The 21496-nt window shown below is 62.9% G+C and carries 21 protein-coding genes; 13 read left to right on the top strand and 8 right to left on the bottom strand.

Annotated features, from left to right (window positions below; all coding sequences use genetic code 11):
• Positions 1-166: 166 nt before the first annotated feature.
• From ileS to rsmD, 5 genes are all read left to right on the top strand, one after another.
• Positions 167-3244 (top strand): isoleucine--tRNA ligase, encoded by a 3078-nt coding sequence (gene ileS, locus V4T21_RS15890; protein ID WP_332718636.1) that lies wholly within the window; start codon positions 167-169, stop codon positions 3242-3244.
• Positions 3241-3732 carry a signal peptidase II gene (lspA, locus tag V4T21_RS15885; RefSeq protein WP_332718634.1) on the top strand — a complete coding sequence of 164 codons (492 nt, stop codon included), beginning with the start codon at positions 3241-3243 and terminating at the stop codon, positions 3730-3732. Before ileS ends, lspA begins: the two co-directional genes overlap by 4 nt.
• A gap of 83 nt (positions 3733-3815) precedes the next feature.
• On the top strand, positions 3816-4427 hold the full coding sequence (locus tag V4T21_RS15880) for a hypothetical protein (protein WP_332718632.1): 612 nt from the start codon (positions 3816-3818) through the stop codon (positions 4425-4427).
• Positions 4428-4514: 87 nt separating this feature from the next.
• A complete protein-coding gene (locus tag V4T21_RS15875) occupies positions 4515-6137 on the top strand; it encodes a pseudouridine synthase (protein ID WP_332718630.1) in 1623 nt (540 codons plus the stop codon).
• A gap of 4 nt (positions 6138-6141) precedes the next feature.
• Positions 6142-6699 carry a 16S rRNA (guanine(966)-N(2))-methyltransferase RsmD gene (rsmD, locus tag V4T21_RS15870; RefSeq protein ID WP_332718628.1) on the top strand — a complete coding sequence of 186 codons (558 nt, stop codon included), beginning with the start codon at positions 6142-6144 and terminating at the stop codon, positions 6697-6699.
• A 50-nt stretch (positions 6700-6749) separates the two neighbouring features.
• Here the strand turns inward: rsmD and mutL are convergent, their stop codons facing one another.
• Positions 6750-8561, bottom strand: a complete 1812-nt coding sequence (gene mutL, locus V4T21_RS15865) for a DNA mismatch repair endonuclease MutL (RefSeq protein ID WP_332718626.1) — start codon at positions 8559-8561, stop codon at positions 6750-6752.
• A gap of 74 nt (positions 8562-8635) precedes the next feature.
• Here mutL and V4T21_RS15860 point away from each other — a divergent pair, with 74 nt between their 5' ends.
• Entirely contained in the window at positions 8636-9085 is a 450-nt protein-coding gene (locus V4T21_RS15860; RefSeq protein WP_332718624.1) for a nucleoside deaminase, read from the top strand.
• Here V4T21_RS15860 and V4T21_RS15855 read toward each other — a convergent pair.
• Together V4T21_RS15855 and purD are read right to left on the bottom strand one after the other, a co-directional pair.
• Complete coding sequence (locus tag V4T21_RS15855) at positions 9057-9920, bottom strand: patatin-like phospholipase family protein (RefSeq protein ID WP_332718622.1); 864 nt, start codon at positions 9918-9920, stop codon at positions 9057-9059. The genes V4T21_RS15860 and V4T21_RS15855 overlap by 29 nt on opposite strands.
• Before the next feature lie 82 nt (positions 9921-10002).
• On the bottom strand, positions 10003-11268 hold the full coding sequence (purD, locus tag V4T21_RS15850) for a phosphoribosylamine--glycine ligase (RefSeq protein WP_332718620.1): 1266 nt from the start codon (positions 11266-11268) through the stop codon (positions 10003-10005).
• Positions 11269-11373: 105 nt separating this feature from the next.
• Between purD and xseA the strand changes: the two genes are divergently transcribed.
• Both xseA and V4T21_RS15840 read left to right on the top strand, forming a co-directional pair.
• The gene (gene xseA, locus V4T21_RS15845; RefSeq protein ID WP_332718618.1) at positions 11374-12924 is read left to right on the top strand and encodes an exodeoxyribonuclease VII large subunit; all 1551 of its coding nucleotides are present in this window, start codon (positions 11374-11376) and stop codon (positions 12922-12924) included.
• Positions 12925-12970: 46 nt separating this feature from the next.
• On the top strand, positions 12971-13192 hold the full coding sequence (locus tag V4T21_RS15840) for a DUF2093 domain-containing protein (RefSeq protein WP_332718616.1): 222 nt from the start codon (positions 12971-12973) through the stop codon (positions 13190-13192).
• Here V4T21_RS15840 and V4T21_RS15835 read toward each other — a convergent pair whose 3' ends face one another.
• Complete coding sequence (locus V4T21_RS15835; RefSeq protein WP_332718614.1) at positions 13193-13429, bottom strand: DUF4170 domain-containing protein; 237 nt, start codon at positions 13427-13429, stop codon at positions 13193-13195. It lies immediately after the preceding gene.
• Positions 13426-14274, bottom strand: coding sequence for a 3'(2'),5'-bisphosphate nucleotidase CysQ (locus V4T21_RS15830; RefSeq protein ID WP_332718612.1), 849 nt, complete (start codon positions 14272-14274; stop codon positions 13426-13428). The genes V4T21_RS15835 and V4T21_RS15830 overlap by 4 nt, the downstream gene beginning before the upstream one ends.
• A gap of 268 nt (positions 14275-14542) precedes the next feature.
• Here V4T21_RS15830 and V4T21_RS15825 point away from each other — a divergent pair, with 268 nt between their 5' ends.
• On the top strand, positions 14543-15055 hold the full coding sequence (locus V4T21_RS15825) for a DUF6101 family protein (protein WP_332718610.1): 513 nt from the start codon (positions 14543-14545) through the stop codon (positions 15053-15055).
• A gap of 57 nt (positions 15056-15112) precedes the next feature.
• Here V4T21_RS15825 and ubiA read toward each other — a convergent pair whose 3' ends face one another.
• Positions 15113-16039: a 4-hydroxybenzoate octaprenyltransferase gene (ubiA, locus tag V4T21_RS15820; protein WP_332718608.1), complete on the bottom strand. Its 927-nt coding sequence runs from the start codon at positions 16037-16039 to the stop codon at positions 15113-15115.
• Between the two features lie 75 nt (positions 16040-16114).
• On the opposite strand from ubiA, the gene V4T21_RS15815 reads away from it, so the two are divergent.
• A complete protein-coding gene (locus V4T21_RS15815) occupies positions 16115-16855 on the top strand; it encodes a 16S rRNA (uracil(1498)-N(3))-methyltransferase (protein WP_332718606.1) in 741 nt (246 codons plus the stop codon).
• 112 nt (positions 16856-16967) lie between these two features.
• The gene (locus V4T21_RS15810; RefSeq protein ID WP_332718603.1) at positions 16968-18344 is read left to right on the top strand and encodes a glutamate--cysteine ligase; all 1377 of its coding nucleotides are present in this window, start codon (positions 16968-16970) and stop codon (positions 18342-18344) included.
• Positions 18345-18350: 6 nt separating this feature from the next.
• On the opposite strand, the gene V4T21_RS15805 is transcribed toward V4T21_RS15810, so the two are convergent.
• Positions 18351-19256: a LysR family transcriptional regulator gene (locus V4T21_RS15805; RefSeq protein ID WP_332718601.1), complete on the bottom strand. Its 906-nt coding sequence runs from the start codon at positions 19254-19256 to the stop codon at positions 18351-18353.
• A gap of 147 nt (positions 19257-19403) precedes the next feature.
• On the opposite strand from V4T21_RS15805, the gene V4T21_RS15800 reads away from it, so the two are divergent.
• Positions 19404-19604 carry a hypothetical protein gene (locus tag V4T21_RS15800; protein ID WP_332718599.1) on the top strand — a complete coding sequence of 67 codons (201 nt, stop codon included), beginning with the start codon at positions 19404-19406 and terminating at the stop codon, positions 19602-19604.
• A gap of 160 nt (positions 19605-19764) precedes the next feature.
• Here the strand turns inward: V4T21_RS15800 and V4T21_RS15795 are convergent, their stop codons facing one another.
• A complete protein-coding gene (locus tag V4T21_RS15795) occupies positions 19765-20262 on the bottom strand; it encodes an invasion associated locus B family protein (protein WP_332718597.1) in 498 nt (165 codons plus the stop codon).
• Between the two features lie 315 nt (positions 20263-20577).
• Between V4T21_RS15795 and coxB the strand changes: the two genes are divergently transcribed.
• Entirely contained in the window at positions 20578-21483 is a 906-nt protein-coding gene (gene coxB / locus V4T21_RS15790; RefSeq protein WP_332718595.1) for a cytochrome c oxidase subunit II, read from the top strand.
• The last annotated feature ends 13 nt before the right edge of the window (positions 21484-21496 follow it).

Below are 21496 nucleotides of genomic sequence, written 5' to 3'. Positions count from 1 at the left end.
GTGGGCCGGCGAAGCCGGGTCGGATGAGGGGTGCCATCGGCAAAGCCGATGAGCGGGCATAAGCCCGCTTCCGGCCTCCCGCCACCCAAACCCATTGGCAATCCTCCACCGCCACTGCTAAAAGCGGCACCAACCACCGACGATTAGAAAATTTGTGCGAGTTTCAATGACCGACACGCATCCGGGCGCGACGACCGAGCGCGACTATTCCGACACCCTGTTCCTGCCCCAGACCGATTTCCCCATGCGGGCCGGCCTGCCGCAGCGCGAGCCCGAATGGCTCAAGCGCTGGGAAGACATGGACCTCTACCGCCAGTTGCGCGAGCAGAGCAAAACCCGCGAAAAATTCACCCTCCACGATGGCCCGCCATACGCAAACGGCAACATCCACATCGGCCACGCCCTCAACAAGACGCTGAAAGACCTCGTCTCGCGCTCCATGCAGATGCTGGGCTACAATTCCGCCTATGTGCCGGGCTGGGATTGCCACGGCCTGCCCATCGAGTGGAAGGTCGAGGAACAATACCGCGCCAAGGGCAAGAACAAAGACGAGGTGCCGATCAACGAATTCCGCGCCGAATGCCGCACCTTCGCCGAACAGTGGATCGACATCCAGCGCGAGGAATTCAAGCGCCTCGGCGTCATGGGCGATTGGTCCAACCCCTACCTCACCATGAGCTTCGACGCCGAAGCCACCATCGCTTCGGAACTGATGAAAGTCGCCATGAGCGGCCAACTCTATCGCGGCTCCAAACCCGTCATGTGGTCGGTCGTCGAGCGCACCGCGCTGGCCGAAGCCGAGATCGAATATCAGGATTACGAATCCGACGCGATCTGGGTGAAGTTCCCGGTGGCCGAAGGCAGCCACCCCGGCGCCCATGTCGTCATCTGGACCACCACCCCCTGGACCATCCCCGGCAACCGCGCCGTCTCCTATTCATCGCGCATTGAATACGGCCTCTACGAAGTCGAAACCGCCGAGAACGATTTCGGCCCCCAGCCGGGCGAAAAGCTGATCTTTGCCGATAAGCTCGCCGAGGAAAGCGCCAGGAAGGCCAAGCTGACCTTCAAGCGCCTCGCCGACGTCACGGCAGACGATCTCGCCGCCATGACCCTGCACCACCCCCTGCGCGGCCTTTCCGGCGGCTACGATTTCCTCGTCCCGCTCCTCGATGGCGAGCACGTCACCGACGACGCGGGCACCGGCTTCGTCCACACCGCTCCCTCCCACGGCGCCGACGACTTTGACGTCTGGCAGGAAAACGCCCGCGCCCTCGAATCCCGTGGCATCGACCCCACCATCCCCTTCACCGTCGATGACGCCGGCTTCTACACCTCCGCCGCTCCCGGCTTCGGCCCCGACGCCGAAGGCGGTCCGGCGCGCGTCATCGACGACAAGGGCAAGAAGGGCGACGCCAACGACCGCGTCATCAAGGCCCTGATCGCCGCCAACAACCTCTTCGCGCGCGGACGCCTCAAGCACCAATACCCCCACTCCTGGCGCTCCAAAAAGCCCATCATCTTCCGCAACACCCCTCAATGGTTCGTCTATATGGACAAGGACCTTGAGGGCAAAACCCTTGCCCCAACCACCATCTCTTCTCCCTCAACGCCTGCCCCAGGAACCCCTTCTCCCCTGGTGGGAGAAGGTGGGCTTTCGCGAAGCGAAAGGTCGGATGAGGGGGGCGCCACGAACTCCGCCCCCGACACCCTGCGCACCCGCGCCCTCGCCGCCATCGACCGCACCCGCTTCGTCCCCCCCGCCGGCCAGAACCGCCTGCGCTCGATGATCGCCGACCGCCCCGATTGGGTCCTCTCGCGCCAGCGCGCCTGGGGCGTCCCCATCACGGTGTTCGTCCACAAGGACACCGGCGAAATTTTGAAGAACGAGGCCGTCAACGCCCGCATCGCCGATGCCTTCCTCACCGAGGGCGCCGACGCATGGTTCGCCGATGGCGCCAAGGCCCGCTTCCTGGGCAACGACGTCACCGATCCCGACAACTGGACCCAGGTCACCGACATTTTGGACGTCTGGTTCGATTCCGGCTCCACCCACGCCTTCGTCCTGCGCAACCCGCAGAAATGGCCGGACCTCAAATTCCCCGCGTCCATGTATCTCGAAGGCTCGGACCAGCATCGCGGCTGGTTCCATTCCTCGCTGCTCGAAAGCTGCGCCACCAACGGCTTCGCGCCCTATGAATCGGTTCTCACCCACGGTTTCACCATGGACAAGAACGGCTTTAAAATGAGCAAGTCGCTGGGCAACACCATCGCCCCGCAGGACATCATCAAGAAGTTCGGCGCCGATATCCTGCGCCTCTGGGCCGCCACCATCGACTATGCCGAGGATCACCGCATCGGCGATGAAATCCTCGCCAACACTGTCGAAATGTATCGCAAGATGCGCAATTCCTTCCGCTGGCTCCTTGGCAACCTCGCCCATTTCAAGCCCGAGGAAGCTGTGGCCTTCGCCGACATGCCAGAGCTCGAACGCCTCATCCTGCACCGCCTTGCCGTGCTCGATGAAGAGGTGCGCGCCGGCTACCGCGCTTACGATTACAAGCGCGTCGTCACCACCATCGCCAATTTCATGAACCTCGAGCTCTCGGCGTTCTATTTCGACATCCGCAAGGACGCGCTCTATTGCGACCCGATCTCGTCGGTAAAGCGCAAGGCGGCCCTGACGGTCCTCGATCACCTCTATTCCTGCCTCACCGCCTGGCTCGCCCCGGTCATGGTCTTCACCATGGAAGAGGTCTGGCTTGAACGGAACCCCGGCGACACCTCCAGCGTCCACGCACGGGTTTTCCCCGATGTGCCGTCCGAATGGCGCAATGACGCCTTGGCCGACAAATGGAGCAAGATCAAAACCGTCCGCCGCGCCGTCACCGCGGCGCTGGAGATCGAACGCAAGAACAAGGTGATCGGCTCCTCGCTCGAAGCCGCGCCGCTCGTTTCCATCACCGATCCCGAGCTCGAAAAGGCTGTCGAGGGGCAGGATCTGGCCGAGATCTGCATAACGAGCGCGGTAAACCTGGGTACAGGGGCACCTGCAGAGCCGAATAACGCAAATCTCGACCCGGATACGCCGGTCCATGTAACCTTCCAGAGGGCCCAGGGCACCCGCTGCGCCCGCTCCTGGAAGATCACCCCCGATGTGGGGTCGGACCCTGAATATCCCGACCTGACCCCCCGCGATGCCCAGGCCATGCGCGAACGCGCCACAGCGGGGTTAAGTGCATGAACTTTCTTGCAAAACCATCCGTCCTCTGGAGCTTCATCCTGGGGGCGGGTGTCCTGATCCTCGATCGGCTGCACAAATATATCCAGGTCGACCTGAGCGGCTGGGTGGGCGGCGAAGTCACCCCTCTCGCGCCGTTCTTCAACTATACGCTGGTCTGGAACACCGGAATTTCCTATGGCCTTCTGGGCGGTCTCACGCCGGAAATGCTGTTGCTTGTCATGGCTTTGGCCATGGTTGCCCTGGCATGGTGGTGGGTCAAGGAAGATGGGTTCCTCACCCGCATCGGCATCGCGCTCGCCATCGGCGGCGCGCTGTCCAACGCCATCGATCGCATCGTCTGGGGCGCGGTGGCCGATTTTTTCCATTTCTTTATAGGCACTTGGTCGTTCTACGTCTTCAACATCGCCGATGTCGCCATCAGCCTGGGCGTCGTGCTGATGATCTTCGACGTCCTGCGCCCCAGGGCCAAAGTGGAAGCGAAATCGTAAATCGGCCAAATTCTGGCCTTAGGCCCGCCGATAGGCTATAACCCGCCGGAACACACAGCGATAATCGGGGTTTCGAAGCGCCAATGCGTATGGTTGTAAAGAGTGCCGGCAAGGGCAAGTCCCTGTTGCGCCTGACATTTCTGGCCGCTATCGCCGCGGTGACGGTTTCGGCCTGCACCACCGTGGAGGGCACCAACGCCCTGGTCGATCCGCTGACCTTCGAGCGCGAAGTGATGCGCACCACGCTTCAGGGCGTCGGCGTCGTCCCGTCCGAGGAAAAGCCGATGATTTCGGGCGAACGCAGCCCGCTGGTCATCCCCGGATCGGGCGCCACTCCGCCGCCGCCCAGCCAGTCGGCTGCGGTCATTCCCGCCGATTCCAGCCAGGTGAGCATCAATACCGCCGGGTTGACCACGGCCGATCTCGACGCCTTGCGCGGTGGCCGGGTCGTTTCCTCCGGCGCCACCTCCGGCCGGCCGCTGACCGAAGCCGAAGCGCGCCAGCTCGCCGCCCGCATGCAGGCTTATCGCAATGCGCAGGGCGGTGGTCAGCGCAGCATCTACCTGCCGCCGGAAAGCTATTTCCAGACGGTGGGCGGCCAGCAGATGATCTGCCAGGCGGCCAATGGCGCGCTCGTCGCCCCGAGCGATCCGAGCTGCCCTGCCGATGTGCGCGCGGCGCTGGCGCAACGCTAACCGCCAGGCGTCTGCCGGGCTGATTTTAGGGCGAGGCCGGTCGGCCTCGCTTTGTTTTGGTATCAAGAAAAAGAAAGTCCGCTCCAGATGAGCGATAAGCCTCAACCCCCCGCTGGCGAACGTCTTGCTAAGGTCATCGCGCGCGCCGGCGTGTGCTCGCGCCGCGACGCCGAAGCCTGGATCACCGCCGGCCGCGTCTCGGTCAATGGCAGCCCGGTCAAGACCCCGGCCTTCAACGTTGTCGAAAGCGATACAGTCGTCGTCGATGGCAAGCCCATCGCCCGCCGCCAGCCCACCCAGCTCTGGCTCTACCACAAGCCCGCCGGGCTGATGGTCACCGAAAAGGACCCCGAAGGCCGCGCCACTGTCTTTACCGAATTCGACAAGCTCGGCCTGCCGCGCGTCCTCACCGTCGGCCGGCTCGATTACAACACCGAAGGGCTGCTGCTGCTCACCAATGACGGCGGTTTGAAGCGCACGCTCGAATTGCCTGCCACCGGCTGGGTCCGTCGCTACCGGGTCCGCGCCTTCGGTTCGGTCACCCAGGAGCAGCTCGACGGTCTGGCCAACGGGATCACTGTGGAGGGCGTCGAATACGGCGCCATCGAAGCCGTCCTCGACAGTTCGGCCGGTTCCAATGTCTGGATCACCATGTCGCTGCGCGAGGGCAAGAACCGCGAAGTGCGCAACGTGCTCGGCGCGCTCGGGCTCGAGGTCAACCGGCTGATCCGCCTGTCCTACGGGCCGTTCCAGCTCGGCGATTTGCCCACCGGCAGCGTCGAAAAGGTCAAGACCCGGATTCTCAAGGATCAGCTCGGCAGACGTCTGGCCGAAAGCGCCGGCGCTGATTTCGATTCGGTCATGGAAGAAGATCCCACCCAGCCGCGCCGCCGCTCGCCCGAGCGCGAAAGCCGCCCCACCGAGCGTGACCGCTTCGGCGGCCTGCGCAAGCGCCCCGATTTCAAACGCCCTGAACGGCGCGAGGAAGCGCCGCGCACCGTCCATTTCGACGATGGCCGCCCGCCCCAGAGCTTCGTGCCCTCATCGGGCGACCGCCGCCCCAAGCGCGACGATGCGGGAGAAGGCTCGGGCAAGCGGTTCGCCAGGGACGACAGGAAGTTCGGCGACCGCAAGCCCTTCGCCAAGGGTCCGCGCGATGGCGACGGCGGGCGCCCCAAGCGCTTCGACCGCGCCGAGGGCGGCGATCGCCCCTTCCGCAAGGATTCCGACCGTCCCCTGTCCAGGCGCACGGCGCCCGGCAAGGGCGATAAGGCTTTCGGCGACCGTCCACCCCGCCGTGACGGCGACAAGCCCTTCGCCAAAGGCCCCCGTCGCGACGGACCGGGCTCGGATCGCCCCTTCTCGAAGGGCCCCCGCCGCGAGGGCGGGGAGGGCGCGCGTTCGTTCTCCAAGGGCCCACGCCGGGACGGTCCCGGCGGCTCTGATCGTCCATTCTCCAAGGGTCCGCGCCGCGAGGGCGCAGAGGGCGCACGCCCGTTCTCGAAAGGCCCGCGTCGGGATGGCCCCGGTGGCGCCGAGCGTCCTTTCTCCAAAGGTCCGCGTCGCGAAGGTGGGGATCGGCCCTTCTCGAAGGGCCCACGGCGTGAAACGGGCGACAAGCGCCCGTCAGGCCCGCGCCGCGACGGCAAGCCGTCCGGTGGCCCGCGCCCCGATCGTCCCCGCCGTCCGCGCCCGAGCGAGGACGAATAGCTAGATGCGCATCGTTGCCGGCAAGTTTCGCGGCAAGCAGCTCGATACGCCCAGATCGGATGACATCCGGCCCACGGCGGATCGGGTGCGCGAGGCCGTGTTCTCGATCATCGGCAGCCGCATCGGCCCGAGCCTCGATGGGCTTTACGTGCTCGATCTCTTCGCGGGCACCGGCGCCATGGGCCTCGAAGCCATTTCGCGCGGCGCCGCCCATTGCGTCTTCGTCGATACCGGCATCGAGGCGCGCGGCCTGATCCGCGGCCATATCGAAAGCTTCGGCCTGGGCGGTCAGACCAAGCTCCTCAAACGCGACGCCTCCGACCTCGGCCCCATCGAGCGGCTGCGGCCCGCCGATCTGGTGTTCTGCGATCCACCTTACGGAAAAGAACTTGGCGAAAAAGCCGTAGCCAGCGCCATCGCCGGAGGCTGGGTCGCGCCCGATGCGCTCATCCTCATCGAGGAGGATAAGGACGTCTCGATCACCGCTCCGGCGGGCACCGAAATCGTCGATCGCCGCGATTATGGAAGCACCGCGATCACATTTCTGGAGCGCCTGTCATAAGGCGCTTCGGACAAACGTGAACATCGCGGTCAACACGCGATTCAACACCGTCAACGGCGACCGAATAATCGCTCGAGATCACCCTTTTTGAGCTCGATATAGGTGGGACGTCCGTGGATGCACTGGCCCGAATGGGGCGTCGCCTCCATCTCGCGCAACAGCGCATTCATCTCGTCCGCCCGCAACCTCCGGCCCGACCGAACCGACCCGTGACAGGCCATCCGCGCGATGATCGCATCCATGCGCTCCTCGAGCACCGCCACATTGTCCCACTCGGCCAATCCATCGGCCAGATCGCGCACCAGCCCCTCGATATCGGTCTGACCCAAAAGGGCGGGGGTCTCGTTGACGGCCACCGCTCCCGGCCCGAAGCGTTCGAGATAAAGCCCAAGTTTTTCAAGCACCTGCGCCGCATCCTGCAGCCGTCCGCAATCTTCTTCCGGCAGGTCGATAACCACCGGAATGAGCTGTCTTTGACCGGCCACCGGCCCCGAACGGAGCTGGGTGCGGAACTTCTCATAGACCAGCCGTTCATGGGCCGCGTGCTGGTCGATCAGCACCAGCGCATCGCCATTCTGGGCGACGATATAGTTCTCGAACACCTGCGCCCGGGCCACCCCGAGCGGAAAATCCTGCTGCTCGGCAACCGGCATTTCAACCCGCGCGCTCGGCGCATCGAACCCCCGGATTTCGGCGGCAAGATCACCCGAAAACGCCGGCTGCTGCCCGAACGAAGGCGCGGCCGGCCGATAGCTTTGCGCGGGCCCCGCCGGCTCGGAAAAGCTGTTTGTAAATTCCGCCGGAGCCTGGGACATCGGCGCGCGGAAACTCGCCAGCGCGGCGTCTGCAACGCTCGATGACGCCCGGAAACCGGCGGCTGCCAAGGCTTCTCCAATAGCCCGGATCACCGCGCCCCTGACCGCTCCCTGGTCACGGAAGCGCAGCTCCGCCTTGGTCGGATGCACGTTGACATCCACCTCGCCCGGATCGATCGCAACGAACAACGCGATCACCGGAAACCGGTCGCGATGCAGGAAATCTGCATAAGCCGCGCGGACGGCGCCCAGCAGCACCTTGTCGCGCACCGAGCGTCCGTTGACGAAATAGAACTGGTTGAGCGTATTGGCGCGCGAATAGGTCGGCAGCCCGGCCAGCCCGCCCACCACGATTCCCCCGCGCGAAAACCCGATCTGCTGGGCGTTCTCGGGAAAATCGGCGCCGATAATCTGCGCCAGCCGCGCATGCACGGCGTTCTCGCCAGTTTGCGCCGGCCAGTTGATCGGCTGCCGATCCGTACCCGAAAGCACGAAATGCACCCCCCGATGCGCCATGGCGAGCCGTTTGACCACATCGGTGATCGCCCCGGTCTCGGCGCGGTCCGATTTGAGAAATTTCAACCGCGCCGGAATGTCGGCAAAGAGGTTCTTGACCTCGACCACGGTGCCCCGGTTGATCGGATGCGGCACGGGTCCGGATTTTACCCCGCGCTTGAGCGAAATCTTCAGCCCCGTTTCGGCCTCCGCCGTTCGCGAAGCGATCGAAAGATCGGACACAGAACCGATCGAAGCCAGCGCCTCGCCGCGAAAACCCAAGGTGCGGATATCATCGAGCCCGTTATCGGCAAGCTTGGAGGTGGCGTGCCGCTCGACCGAGAGGATCAAATCGGCCTCGCCCATGCCATGCCCATCGTCCTCGATGCGGATCAGGCTTTTGCCGCCGGCTGCAGTGGTGATCGCTATGCGTTTCGCACCGGCGTCGAGCGCATTTTCCACGAGTTCCTTGACGACACTCGCGGGGCGCTCGACCACTTCGCCGGCGGCGATCTTGTTGACGAGGTCGTCTGGAAGCTGGCGAATGGCCATAAGCACTGATTCTCCTTGCCGCCTATCCTAACGATGCGGACAGCCCACGCCAAAGCTGATATGGGCAGATCGTGATGACGACACCCGACAATCCCATGGAAATCGCCTTCGCCCTCGCCGAAGAGGCCGCCGCCCGCGGCGAAGTGCCCGTCGGTGCGGTGATCATGCGTGACGGAAAACTGCTCGCCACCGGGCGCAACACCATGCGCGAAACCGGCGACCCCACCGCCCATGCCGAGTTCAACGCCATCCGCGCCGCGCTCGCCGCCGATGGGACCGGGCGGTTGTCCGATTGCGATCTCTACGTGACGCTCGAGCCCTGCACCATGTGCGCGGGCGCCATAGCCCATGTGAAACTGCGGCGGCTCTACTACGCGGCAGAGGACCCCAAGGGCGGCGCTGTCGACAATGGCGTGCGGTTCTTTTCCCAGCCCACCTGCCACCACGCCCCCGAAGTGATCGGTGGCGTCTCGGCCTCGCGCGCCGGCGAAATGCTCAGGAAATTTTTCGCTGATCGGAGATGAAGGCTTCGATGCGCGTGGCAAGCTCGCGCTTGAAGCGGTCCTTTTCGGCCTCTCCGGCTTTGACGATCTCGCGCACCCGCCAATATTCGTGAGCACCCATATTGACGTGGTGGGGCCGGAAATAGAGGTCGGGTGGATAGGCCGCCAACATATTGGCGATCATCTGATGCATCATGATCTGGGCCGAGCCGAACCCGATATCGAGCAGGGTGGGCACATACCCTTCCGGCCAGGGCCGGGGGTCGCCATTGACGTCGATGGCGATCAGGATATCGGCGCCGACCGACGCGTGATCGAGCGGCAGGGGATTGACCACGCCGCCATCGACCAAAAGCGTGTCGTGATAACGCACGGGTCGGAAAAGGCTCGGCACGGCAAGCGATCCCGCAACTGCGGGCACCAGCGGCCCTTCATGGAAGGCCACCTGGTGCCAGGACCGGAAATCGGTGGCGATGCAGGTGAAGGGGATTTTGAGCTCCCCGAAGGTCTCGGCCATGCCCGGCGGGGTGAACAGGTCGACCACATGGGCTGGATCGAGCTGGATCGATACGCCTTCGCGAAAGATCTTGGTCATCGACCGCATCTGGGTCGAGAGCAGGCGCCCGAACAGCCCGTTCATCGTCCCCAGCATGTCAAAGGCAAGCTCGCGGATTTCGGCGCCCGTGAGCCCCGCCGCCCAGCCCGAACCGATCAGCGCGCCGATGGAGGTGCCGGCGATCCGGTGCGGAACCAGGCCCAGCTCGTCCATGGCTTCGATGAACGGGATATGGGCCAGCCCGCGCGCCGCGCCGCCCCCCAAGGCAATGCCGATCTTCGGATCGGTGATCGTCCCCACAGCCGTCGACCTCCTGTTGGATCGTTAAGCTAGCCTAGCGCTCCCGGGTTGAGAAGGCTTGAAAGGGGTGCGCGCCGCCCTTCTATTTCTCCAGCGCGCGCCAACCGATATCGCGCCGGCAGAACCCTTGCGGCCAATCGATGGCATCGACGGCGCGATAGGCCCGTTCACGTGCGTCGGCCACGGTTTCGCCAATAGCGGTCACGTTGAGCACCCGCCCGCCATTGGCCAGCAAGCGCCCATTCTCACGTTTGGTGCCGGCGTGGAACACGCGGACATTGTCGCTGTCGAGACCGTCGGCATTGCCGATTTCGGTGTTCTTTTCATATGCGCCCGGATAGCCCTCGGCAGCCAGGACCACGGTCATGGCGACATCGCGTTTCCAGCGCGGCGTCACCGTATCGAGGCGGCCATGGGCGGTGGCTTCGAGAATATCGAGCAGGTCGCTTTCGAGCAGCATCATGAGCACTTGGCATTCGGGGTCGCCGAACCGGGTGTTGAACTCGATCAGCTTGGGCCCATCGGCGGTGATCATCAGTCCGGTGAACAGAATCCCCGAAAAAGGCGTTCCGCGCGCGGCCATGCCCTTGATGGCGGGGGCGACGATTTCGCGATAGGCGCGCTCGACCAGGGCGTCGGTCATGACCGGGGCAGGGGCATATGCTCCCATGCCGCCGGTATTGGGGCCCTTGTCGCCGTCGAAGGCGCGTTTGTGATCCTGGGCGGATGGCAAAAGCACTGTATGTTCGCCGTCACAGATGGCGAACAGGCTGGCTTCCTCGCCTTCGAGAAACTGCTCGATCACCACTTCGGCCCCGGCCTCACCGAAAGCGCCGCCGAAACAATCGCGCAGCGCCGCCTCGGCTTCTTGCGGCGTCATGGCGACGGTCACCCCCTTGCCGGCTGCCAGGCCATCGGCCTTGATGACGATGGGCGCGCCGGTCGCCCTTGCGTGTTCAAGCGCCGGTTCGAGCGTATCGAACTTTGCGTAGGAGGCGGTGGGAATGCCCATTTCGTCGCAAAGCGCCTTGGTGAAGGCTTTCGATCCTTCGAGTTGCGCTGCCAGTTTCGATGGCCCGAACACCGCGATGCCCGCCGCCTGCAGATCATCGGCGATGCCGGCGACGAGCGGCACTTCCGGCCCGACCACCACGAGATCGATCCGCTCGGCCGTGCAGAACTGCACGACCTTGCCATGGTCGGTAATATCGAGGGCGACATTTTCGGCGATCGTTTCGGTGCCGCCATTGCCTGGCGCGACGAAGAGCTTTTCCAGCCTGGGAGATTGGGACATCTTCCAGGCCAGCGCGTGCTCGCGTCCTCCCGATCCGATCAGCAAAACCCGCATGACGCACTTCCCTTCGATACCCGGCAAATTTGGCCGCCCCATATCACGCGCGCTTCGCGCCCGCTACCCTTGACGGACGCCTGAGTCTCGGCCACCAACGAGATCATGAGCGATCAGCAAACCAATGCGTATGAATTCACGGTCTCGGAAATTTCCCACGCCGTCAAACGCACGGTCGAGGACCAGTTCGGCCATGTGCGGGTGCGGGGCGAGATTTCGGGGTTTCGTGGGCAGCACAGTTCCGGCCATTGCTATTTTACCCTCAAGGATGACGGCGCGACCATCGACGCGGTGGTCTGGAAGGGGAGCTATGCCCGGCTGGCCTTCAAGCCCCAGGAGGGGCTGGAAGTCATCGCGACGGGGCGGCTGACCACCTATCCGCGCTCGTCCAAATACCAGATCGTCATCGAGCAGATCGAGCCGGCGGGCGCCGGTGCGCTCATGGCCTTGCTCGAAGAGCGGCGCAAGAAGCTGCTGGCCGAAGGCCTTTTCGCCCCTGAACGCAAACGGGCGCTGCCCTATCTGCCGCGCGTCATCGGTGTGGTGACCTCGCCCACGGGCGCGGTGATCCGTGATATCCTGCACCGTCTGGACGACCGGTTTCCCTCGCACGTCATCGTGTGGCCCGTCCGCGTTCAGGGAGAAACCTCTGCGCCGGAAGTGACAGCGGCGATCGACGGCTTTAACGCCTTTGCTCCCGATGGCCCGATCCCGCGACCCGATCTGCTGATCGTGGCACGCGGCGGTGGTTCGATAGAGGATTTGTGGGGGTTCAACGAGGAGAGCGTGGTCCGTGCCGTGGCCCGTAGCGCCATCCCCATCATTTCGGCGGTCGGGCACGAGACCGATACGACCCTTATCGATTATGTGGCCGACCGGCGCGCTCCGACCCCGACCGGCGCCGCCGAAATGGCGGTTCCCGTCCGAAGCGAGCTGATCGGCTATGTCGAGGATATGGGGTCGCGCCAGCGCATGGCGGCGCGGCGTATCGCGTCCAACCTCAAGGATCGCCTGCGCGCGGCATCGGCCGGCTTGCCTCGCGCGGGAGACCTTATCGCAACGCAGCGCCAGCGGCTCGATATGGCGACCGCCCGGCTCGCCTCGGCGCTTCGCGCGGCCCAACACGCAAAGGCCATGGATCATCAGCGCATCGCCGGAAGGCTCGCCATCGGGCTTTTGCGCCAGAGGAGTGATGCCGCCGAAAACCGACTCGAAAACGCCGCCACGCGCGCCCGCCACGGGCTGCAAACGCGGGCCGGACGCGCCCGTCTTGCCTATTCTCCGCTCGCCGGCCGCCTGCGGGCCGGCCTGTTGTCGACCCCCATAAGCCAGGGACATCGGCATCTTCAGGCGGCGACGGCACGAATGGAGCCAGCCTATATCCGCATCGTTGAAGCCCGCCGCGCACGGCTCGACAGCCTCTCCAAGCTGTTGTCCTCGGTGAGCTATCACCAGGTATTGGCCCGCGGCTTCGCGCTCGTCACCGATGCGCAAGGCAATCTCGTGCGGGCATCTTCCGACGTCAAACCCGGCGATGCGCTCACCATCGACGTGGCGCAGGGCTCGATCGCGGCAACCGTCGCCGGGGCGCCGCCCATCCCCAAGCGCAAGACGCGTTCCGGTGACGAACCCGGCACCCAGGAGACTCTGTTTTGACGGTGTCGGGAAAGGCCACTAGATTAGGGGCAAAGGAACAGAACGCATGAACATACTCGATTCAGGCTTTTCGCCTTCCGAAGCCCAGATCCGCTATCTCGATGCCGATTATGTCGTGGTGAAGCCGGGCACTTTCGTGCGCTGCGCGATCACCGGCGCGCCGATCCCCGTCGAGGACCTTTCCTATTGGAGCGTGGACCGGCAGGAGGCCTACGCCAACGCCGAAGCCGCATTCAAGGCCTACCAGCGCTCCATCGGAGAAGCGTGATCAGCCGTCCTTGGCCGGGTCGAGCAGCTTGTGCATGTGCACGATGAAGTAACGCATCTCCGCGTTATCCACCGTCATCTGCGCCTTCTGCTTCCAGACCGCATAAGCGGCAGCATAGTTGGGATAGACACCAACGATATCGACTTCATCGAGGTTCTTGAATTCGGCGCCCTCGATCTGGGACAATTCGCCCCCGATCACGAGATGGAGCAACTGCTTGGCCGGCGTTTCGGTCATGAGTTTGAGCCTGTCGGTTTTTCAGCGTCGGAATGAGGTTGCGGGCATCCATAGACGATCCGCAGTGCGTCGCACAATGGCGATAGTAGCGAGGCGTCGCCCGTCGCGGCAAGGGCCGCGTGCCGCGTGTCGGCGCGGTTGTAGAGCGGCGTGCCGCTGCACGCATCCTCCAGCCGCGCACCGGCTTCCGAAAGAATGATGTCGGCCCCAGCGATATCCCAGTCCTGAGCACCCCGCCGGGCAACGGCCGCATCGAGCGTTCCCGCCGCCACCTGCACAAGCCGATAGGCCAGCGAGGGGTAGGCGGGGCCTTTGGTGTAGTTCAGGCCCAGAGTGGTCAATTCATTGTGCACCGCCGCCGGCACCGGAATAACCGGGCTTGCCGAGGCTATTCCGGACACCTGCATCGGCACGCCATTGCGGGTTGCCCCGAGGCCAAGCCCGGCCACATACATCTCGTCTCGCGCTGGCGCGTAAACCACCCCGGCGATAGGCCGTCCCGCTTCTACAACGGCCAGCGAAATCGTCCAGCTATCCTCGCCTTTTATGAAGCCGCGCGTGCCGTCGATGGGGTCGACGATGAAAATGCGCTCCTGGCCCAGGCGGGCAGGTGAATCGGTGGTTTCCTCGCTCAGCCAGCCATAGGCGGGGCGTGCGCCCTTGAGCGCGCCGATGAGGAAGTGATCGACGGCAATATCGGCTTCGCTGACCGGAGAGGAGATATTCTTGGTCCAGGTGCGCATGTCGGTTCGGAAAAAACCAAGCGCGATGATCCCCGCGTGAACGGCCGCCGATTGCAGCAGCTTCAGATCGTCCTCGATGCCCTGATGAATGGCGATGGGCATGCCGCTCCAGACCGGTTGCTCGGATAGCCAGGACTGCCCGTGGGGGCAGGGGTTCTGGCGTCCTTGTTATGTCCTTCGCCCGTGCCGCGCAAGCGGGGATGGTTAATCGCTTCTTATGCGCAGTGAGATTCCGCTAACCCATTTTGAGACAAGACAAACTTAACCCCGTTTTTTAAGCCGATGATGAGAGCGCCGGGCTAGAGTGTGAGCAACAAAACGAGAGCGTCAAAAAACAAAAAGCTCTCGAAAGTTGACAGGAAGGCTGAATATGGTTCTCGGCGTCATTGTCGATGGGTTTCCATCGACACTTTTGAGTGGTGCGGTCTATCCCCGCAATCTTCGGCACGAACCCGCCAATGACGATGGGCCGCGCACGGATGCAATGACGGTCACCGTGCGGCGCAAGCTCGACAAGAGCGGGGTCACCGTCAAGCTCAAGGTCCCGGTCGCCGAATATGTCGGAGTGGCCGTCGCCACACGCATTTCCGAGAATGGCGAGCTGATGAGTTCGATCGAGCTCATCCATTCCGACGAGGATTTCAACTACAGGGTCTTCGAGGAAGAGGGCAATTCCAACGTCGTCGCCGAATGGCAGAATTGGGGCCGCAAGCTTCGCCTGCCGCTCTATATCCGCTCCGGCGACGGATCGCTCATTGCCTATTCCCAGCAGATCGATGGGGTGATGGTCGGCGCATCCAGTTCGCGCCGGATGCTCTCGGCCGAAGCCGAACGCCGCACCCGCTTCGCCCGCCGCCGCAAGCCTGGGGAAAATATCGGCTGAATTGTCGGCGACGTTTCAGGAATAGACAAAACCCCGTCTTGCGCGGGGTTTTGTGCGTTAGAGCAGGCCTTCGACGACAAATGCCGCCGTGAGCGCAAGTCCGAGCCAGTGGTTGGATTTGAACAGCATGAGGCTGCGCGGCCCGTTCGTGCGCTCGATGGTCGTTACCTGCCAGACGAGCATGGCGGCGGGCACGATAAACAGGGCAAAGAACATCCAGCTCGCGCCGGCCATAAACGCGGCCAGCGCCCAAAGCATCGCCGCAGCCGCATAGAAGGTCCCAACGAACGGGCGGACATTGGTGCCCGCCAGACGGGCTGTGGATTTTACCCCGATCAATACATCGTCTTCCACGTCCTGAAGGGCGTAGATGGTGTCGTAACCGATCGTCCAGGCAATGCAGCCGAGATAGAGAATGACGGCCGGCCAGCCGAGGCTCCCGGTTTCGGTCGCCCACCCCATCAGCGCGCCCCATGAAAAGGCGAGCCCGAGAAAGAGCTGCGGCCAATAGGTGACCCGCTTCATGAACGGATAGATCGCGACCAGCACCAGCGATGCGATCCCCACCAGAATGGCAAAGCCGTTGAACTGAACGAGCACCGCCAGACCGACCAGCGATTGCGCCACCAGCCAGATCGCCGCCTGCCTGACGGTGACCTGACCCGAGGGGATGGGACGCGAGCGCGTGCGCGCCACCTTATCGTCTATGTCGCGGTCGACGATATCGTTGAAGGTACAACCGGCGCCGCGCATGGCGATGGCGCCGATCAGAAACAGCACCAGATGCCACCAATTATAGCCCTCGCCGGTCGCAACGCTGACCAGTCCCAACCCGAATGCGCAGGGCCAGAACAGGAGCTGATATCCGATCGGCCTGTCTAGTCGGGACATGCGCAGATAGGGCTTGGCCGGTGCCGGCGCGTATTTGTCCACCCAATTATCCTTGGGGGCGTCGGCGACGATTCCCGTATTGTCCTCGTGCATGGATGGCCTTTTGTGTCGGAGCGTTGTCTGGCACAAAGGCTCTAATCGCTCACCAATTCAAGTCAATCGCTCATCATGCCGCGTACCCACAAGACCCTGCCCCGTCTTTTCGTCGAAGTTCCCTTGAGTGAGGGCGCCGAAATCGCGCTCGACAAGGACCAGACCAACCATCTGGTCAATGTCCTGCGTCGTGGGGCAGGGGACAATTGCGTGGTCTTTAATGGTAAGGACGGTGCGTTTCTCGCCAATATCGTGCAGGCGGGGAAAAAGCTCGTCTCGCTGCGGCTGGTCGAGCGATCCGCCGAACAGACGCCGGCCAACGACCTCTGGTTCGGCTTTGCGCCCATCAAGCGCCTCGACTATGAAATCCAAAAGGCGACCGAGATGGGCGCCGGCATCATTCAGCCGGTGATCACCCGCTATGTGCAGAACCCGCGCCTCAATCCCGTAAAGCTCAAGGCGCACGCCATCGAGGCTGCGCAGCAATGCGAAGTGCTGAGCATGCCCGAGATCGGTCCCGAGGTCGGCTTCGAAAAGCTCATCTCGTCGTGGAAAGAGGTCCACGGCGATAGGGTGCTGGTCTTTTGTGACGAGGCGGCTGCATCTTCATCCCCGCTCGAGACGTTGGGCACGCTGAAGGGCAAACGGCTGGGACTGCTCATCGGCCCCGAAGGCGGGTTTGCCGACGAGGAGCGCGATAGGCTGCTGGGGTCCGATTTCGTGGTGCCCATAAGCCTGGGGCCGCGCATTTTGCGCGCCGATACGGCAGCCGTTGCGGCGCTTGCGCTGATCCAGGCGACGACCGGCGATTGGTGAGATGTTTTTATCGTAAGATTACGATAAAGGGGATTGATCTGGAACGAACGCTGGTTATTGTCGCGAACTCCGGCATGACCCCCATGCCCATCTGCAATACCCGAGGTACTTAATGGCCGATAAGCCATCGCCCACGATCGAAACGCGATCCCAGTTGATCGAAACGATCTCTCGCGGCTCCAAGCCGAAATCCGAGTGGCGTATCGGCACCGAGCACGAGAAGTTCACCTTCTATCGCGACGGCTTTACGCCCGTGCCCTATGAGGGCGAAAACGGCATCGGCGCGCTGCTCGACAAGGTTCAGACCGAGACGGCCTGGCTGCCTTATTACGACGGCGACAACGTCATCGGTCTCAACAACCCGCTTGGCGGTGGCGCCATCTCGCTCGAGCCGGGTGGCCAGTTCGAGCTGTCCGGTGCGCCGCTCGAAACCATCCATCAGACCTGCACAGAGGCCAACGAACACCTCAAGCTTCTGCGCAAGTTCACCGAGCCCATGGGGATCGACTTCCTCGGCATCGGCGTGACGCCCACCTGGACGCTCGACGAGATTCCGGCCATGCCGAAATCGCGCTACGGCATCATGAAACCCTATATGGAAAAGGTCGGCACGCTGGGCACATCCATGATGTTCCGCTCGGCCACCGTGCAGGTCAATCTCGACTTCGCATCCGAAGCCGACATGGTCAAAAAACTCCGTGTCAGCCTTGCGCTCCAGCCCATTGCGACGGCGCTCTTTGCCAATTCACCGTTCCTGGAAGGCAAGCCCAACGGGTTGCTGTCGTTCCGCTCGCATATCTGGCTCAACACCGACGCCGCTCGCACCGGCATGCTGCCCTTCGCCTTCGAAGACGGCATGAGTTTCGAGCGCTATGTGGATTACGCGCTCGACGTGCCGATGTATTTCGTCATCCGCAATGGCCAATACGTCAATTGCGCCGGCGAGAGCTTCCGGGCCTTCCTCGACGGAAAGCTTCCGCAGCTTCCGGGCGAAAAGCCCACGATCAAGGATTGGGAAGATCATCTCTCGACCCTCTTCCCCGAAGTCCGCATGAAGCAGTTTCTGGAAATGCGCGGCGCCGACGGTGCCCCCTGGCAGGGGATTTGTGCCTTGCCGGCCTTCTGGGTTGGGCTGCTTTACGATGACAGCGCGCTCGATGCCGCCTGGGATCTGGTCAAGGACTGGACCGAAGAGGAGCGGCAGGCGCTGCGGCTCGGCGTTCCCAAGACCGCGCTCAAAACCCCGTTCCGCGACGGCTCCGTCTATGACATTGCCCGTCAGGCCGTCGCCATCGCGCGATCCGGGCTCAAGGCGCGCAATCAGGTCAATTGGGAGGGCGCGGACGAGGCCGTCTTCCTCAAGCCGCTCGATTATACGCTCGAAACGGGCAAGACACCGGCCGAACGCTTGCTCGATCGCTACCACGGCGAATGGCAGGGCGACGTCAGCCGCATCTTTTCCGATTATGGAATGGCGACCTCGGCCTGACGTGCCCTATTCGGCGGCGGTCTCTTCCGCGCTCTCGCGTCCATAGTAAGAGCCGGGCAGATTGCCCATGCTTTCCACGATATGGGTCGCAAGGGCATCGTAGATGCCGCCATAGGCGTGCGAAGCGCGCAGCAGCGCTATTTGCGCATCGTTGAGCCGAGGCAATCCCTGGTCCTGCGAAACTACACGCATCCCCGGCTGCAGTGCGCTTTCCGGCAGGAACCCGACGGCCAGATCGGAAAGCACGGCCGATGAGATGGCCGTGGCGTTCGACGAGGTATAGGCGACGCGGAAATCGCGGTTGATCCGGTTCAGCGCTTCGACGGCATCGGCCCGCCAGGTGCAAAACGAGGGGCCGCAGGCCAGTGGCAGTGGATCGGACGCAAGTGCGCGCCCGCCATGGCTGGCCACCCAATGCATCTTCTCGGTGCGGAACAACTCGCCGAATTCATGCATCGTCCCTTGCGTGAAGACGATGATGTCGTAACGCCCCGAGCGCATGCCGGCCAGGAGCTCCTCGGAAGGCTGGCAGCGCACGTCGACGGTGATGCGTGGATGGGTGCGCTGGAAACTCGAAAGGATCACCGGCAGGAGCTTGACCGCATAGTCGTCGGGTACGCCGAACCGGATATTGCCCACCAGGTCGTCCTTGGAGAACATGTCGATGATCTCGGCATTGATCTTGAGCATCCGGCGGGCCCGCGCGTAAAGCGCTTCCCCTTCCGTGGTCAGCGATACCCGTCGCCCGTCGCGCAGAAACAGCGGCTGTCCCAGCCGCTCTTCGAGCCTCTTGATCTGCATCGAAACTGCCGATTGGGTCTTGTAAACCCGCTTGGCGGCCTCGGTGAAACTGCCGCAATCGGCAATGGCGCAGAAGGTCTGCAACTGATCGAGATCGAGGGGAGCGGCCATGGCCGTTGTCCATCACATTTTTTGATCGAGAGAATGAAATCTATTCATTTGAATAATGAGAGGCAAGCACCTAAGTAGCATTCACAAGACTTAGCCGCCCATAAACTCTACCAGTCCGATAGAGCAAATGGGGTGATGGAGTAGATCATGGCCCTGTTTTCTTTTAAATCCCGCGCCGGCATGCGCCGTTCGACGCTCCGTTCGATGATGCAGATGGATGCAGCCCTGCTCAGCGATATGGGGCTCACGCGTCACGATATTGCAGAAGCCCTGCGTCATGGCGGCGTTGCCGCCGGCGAGCTTCTCGATGCGCGCCGCAACGCGCGCGCCGCACAATGGCTTCGGTGACCCCTTGCTGAAGCCCTGATCGGGCTCTTGGCCGGGCGTATTTTGCCGATACGCTTGTCCGCTCAAAGAGAGCTCGAAGCGAAGCAAGGTTGAATTTGCCTTTGGCCTTGTTTCCTAGCCCAGCCGGACCGCATGCGGTCCGGCTTTTTTATGTCTCGCGTCAGGGCAGGGCGTCGAAACCGTCCTGGAAGCCGGCCAGCGACACGGGAATGCCTATTCCCTCTTCCGGGGTGCGGAACACGATGAAAATGGCGTTCTCGCCTTCGGTGAGCTGCGTCATAAGGTCGTCATCCATGACCACCTCCGCCACGCAACCGTTCGGCAGGCACCGCACGAAGGCGACCCGGCCAAGATCTTCCCCATCGATATTGAGGCCCAGGCCATTGGGCAGCAATACGCCCAGCGGGGCGAGGATGCGCAGCAGGCGAGCTTCCTGATCGGCAGTCTTGAGCGCGATGACCGAAAGCGCGACGTTGGGCTGGTCTTCGGCCGTCACGTTCTGGATCAGGGCGCATTGCTCTTCGAGTGCGCCGGGCACAAGATCGCAGCTCATCTGCCAATCCCCGTGCTGGGATCGAACGGTGCCCTGCGCGCCGGCGGATCCTGCAAGGCACAATGAAGCGATAAGGGCTGCGGCTATGGGGGCGATGTGGCGCATGAAAAGCTCTTGTTTTCTGGCGGTCCGGACGTCGGGCCGATGCGTGATGTGTCGGGCAGGGTGGCGGTCATTGTCAACACAAGGAGCCCGAACCGGCCAAAAATCCCACAACTGGGGCGCTCGTAAGGCGTCTTTGGCGCATTTTGACGCACAAAATGTGCTCTCCAGATCAATTGCCTTGTCCGGACGGATGTGGTTTAGCTGGCCCGAGAAAAAACGGCACCCCCAATCATGAGTCGGGAGCGGGCACCATTTGCCGCGTGAAACGGACATGCTAGGGAGCACAATAACAAATTACGTTCAGGAGAAGTCCAGGTGACAGGATTTTCTTTCCGTCTGGTCAAAGCCTCACTCGCCGCGCTGATGTTGGCGCTGGTCCCGGCAATTGCTTCGGCCCAAGAGCTTGGCCATGCTGTTCCGGGTCAGATTGGTTTGCAGCCATCCGTGACCCCGATCATGGATTCGATCGTCGCCTTCCACGACGGTCTGCTCATGTGGATCATCACGGGGATGGTCCTTCTGGTTCTCGCGCTCCTGATCATCGTCATCGTGCGCTTCAACCAGCGTGCCAATCCGGTTCCGTCCCGCTTCACCCACAACACGATGGTCGAAATCGTCTGGACGGTGCTCCCGGTTCTCATCCTCTTTGTGATCGCCATTCCCTCATTCGGCGTCCTTGCCGATCAGCAGACGATCCCGGATGGCGAGCGCCGCTATCTCGGTTCGGAGATCTTCGGCGGCGAAGTCGAGGTGCCTGCGCCGAGCCTGACCGTAAAGGTTACAGGCTATCAGTGGTACTGGGGCTATGAATACATGGACGAGGATGTCGATTTCGTGTCGATCATGCTCAATGAAGAGCAGCGCGCCGAACTCAAGCCCGAGCAGCCTCGTCTGCTGGCTGTCGACAATGAGCTGATCGTTCCGGTCAACACCACCGTTCGTCTTCTGATCACCGCTGCCGACGTGCTGCACGCCTTTGCCGTTCCGTCCTTCGGCATCAAGGTCGACGCCGTGCCCGGCCGCAACAATGAATCCTGGTTCTACGCCCGCGAGACCGGCATTTACTACGGCCAGTGCTCGGAACTGTGCGGTAAGGATCATGCCTTCATGCCGCTCGCGGTTCGCGTGGTGGAGCAGGAGCAGTATGATACATGGCTGGCCGCCGCCCAGGAGGGGAGCCTCGCCAATGCCAACAGCACTTTGATGGCATCGATCGAGTAAGCGGCTAGAGAAT

Origin of the sequence: Pelagibacterium mangrovi, from assembly GCF_036662815.1 — a bacterium.
GTDB lineage: Bacteria > Pseudomonadota > Alphaproteobacteria > Rhizobiales > Devosiaceae > Pelagibacterium > Pelagibacterium mangrovi.
Note: the sequence above shows the minus strand (reverse complement) of the source record. Positions and strands in the feature narration are given on the sequence as shown.

Excerpts from the sequence above, each read along its gene's own strand:
- ileS (WP_332718636.1), top strand. The coding sequence starts at position 167 with ATGACCGACACGCATCCGGGCGCGACGACCGAGCGCGACTATTCCGAC.
- lspA (WP_332718634.1), top strand. The coding sequence starts at position 3,241 with ATGAACTTTCTTGCAAAACCATCCGTCCTCTGGAGCTTCATCCTGGGG.
- V4T21_RS15880 (WP_332718632.1), top strand. The coding sequence starts at position 3,816 with ATGCGTATGGTTGTAAAGAGTGCCGGCAAGGGCAAGTCCCTGTTGCGC.
- V4T21_RS15875 (WP_332718630.1), top strand. The coding sequence starts at position 4,515 with ATGAGCGATAAGCCTCAACCCCCCGCTGGCGAACGTCTTGCTAAGGTC.
- rsmD (WP_332718628.1), top strand. The coding sequence starts at position 6,142 with ATGCGCATCGTTGCCGGCAAGTTTCGCGGCAAGCAGCTCGATACGCCC.
- mutL (WP_332718626.1), bottom strand. The coding sequence starts at position 8,561 with ATGGCCATTCGCCAGCTTCCAGACGACCTCGTCAACAAGATCGCCGCC.
- V4T21_RS15860 (WP_332718624.1), top strand. The coding sequence starts at position 8,636 with ATGACGACACCCGACAATCCCATGGAAATCGCCTTCGCCCTCGCCGAA.
- purD (WP_332718620.1), bottom strand. The coding sequence starts at position 11,268 with ATGCGGGTTTTGCTGATCGGATCGGGAGGACGCGAGCACGCGCTGGCC.
- xseA (WP_332718618.1), top strand. The coding sequence starts at position 11,374 with ATGAGCGATCAGCAAACCAATGCGTATGAATTCACGGTCTCGGAAATT.
- V4T21_RS15840 (WP_332718616.1), top strand. The coding sequence starts at position 12,971 with ATGAACATACTCGATTCAGGCTTTTCGCCTTCCGAAGCCCAGATCCGC.
- V4T21_RS15835 (WP_332718614.1), bottom strand. The coding sequence starts at position 13,429 with ATGACCGAAACGCCGGCCAAGCAGTTGCTCCATCTCGTGATCGGGGGC.
- V4T21_RS15830 (WP_332718612.1), bottom strand. The coding sequence starts at position 14,274 with ATGCCCATCGCCATTCATCAGGGCATCGAGGACGATCTGAAGCTGCTG.
- V4T21_RS15825 (WP_332718610.1), top strand. The coding sequence starts at position 14,543 with ATGGTTCTCGGCGTCATTGTCGATGGGTTTCCATCGACACTTTTGAGT.
- ubiA (WP_332718608.1), bottom strand. The coding sequence starts at position 16,039 with ATGCACGAGGACAATACGGGAATCGTCGCCGACGCCCCCAAGGATAAT.
- V4T21_RS15815 (WP_332718606.1), top strand. The coding sequence starts at position 16,115 with ATGCCGCGTACCCACAAGACCCTGCCCCGTCTTTTCGTCGAAGTTCCC.
- V4T21_RS15810 (WP_332718603.1), top strand. The coding sequence starts at position 16,968 with ATGGCCGATAAGCCATCGCCCACGATCGAAACGCGATCCCAGTTGATC.
- V4T21_RS15805 (WP_332718601.1), bottom strand. The coding sequence starts at position 19,256 with ATGGCCGCTCCCCTCGATCTCGATCAGTTGCAGACCTTCTGCGCCATT.
- V4T21_RS15800 (WP_332718599.1), top strand. The coding sequence starts at position 19,404 with ATGGCCCTGTTTTCTTTTAAATCCCGCGCCGGCATGCGCCGTTCGACG.
- V4T21_RS15795 (WP_332718597.1), bottom strand. The coding sequence starts at position 20,262 with ATGCGCCACATCGCCCCCATAGCCGCAGCCCTTATCGCTTCATTGTGC.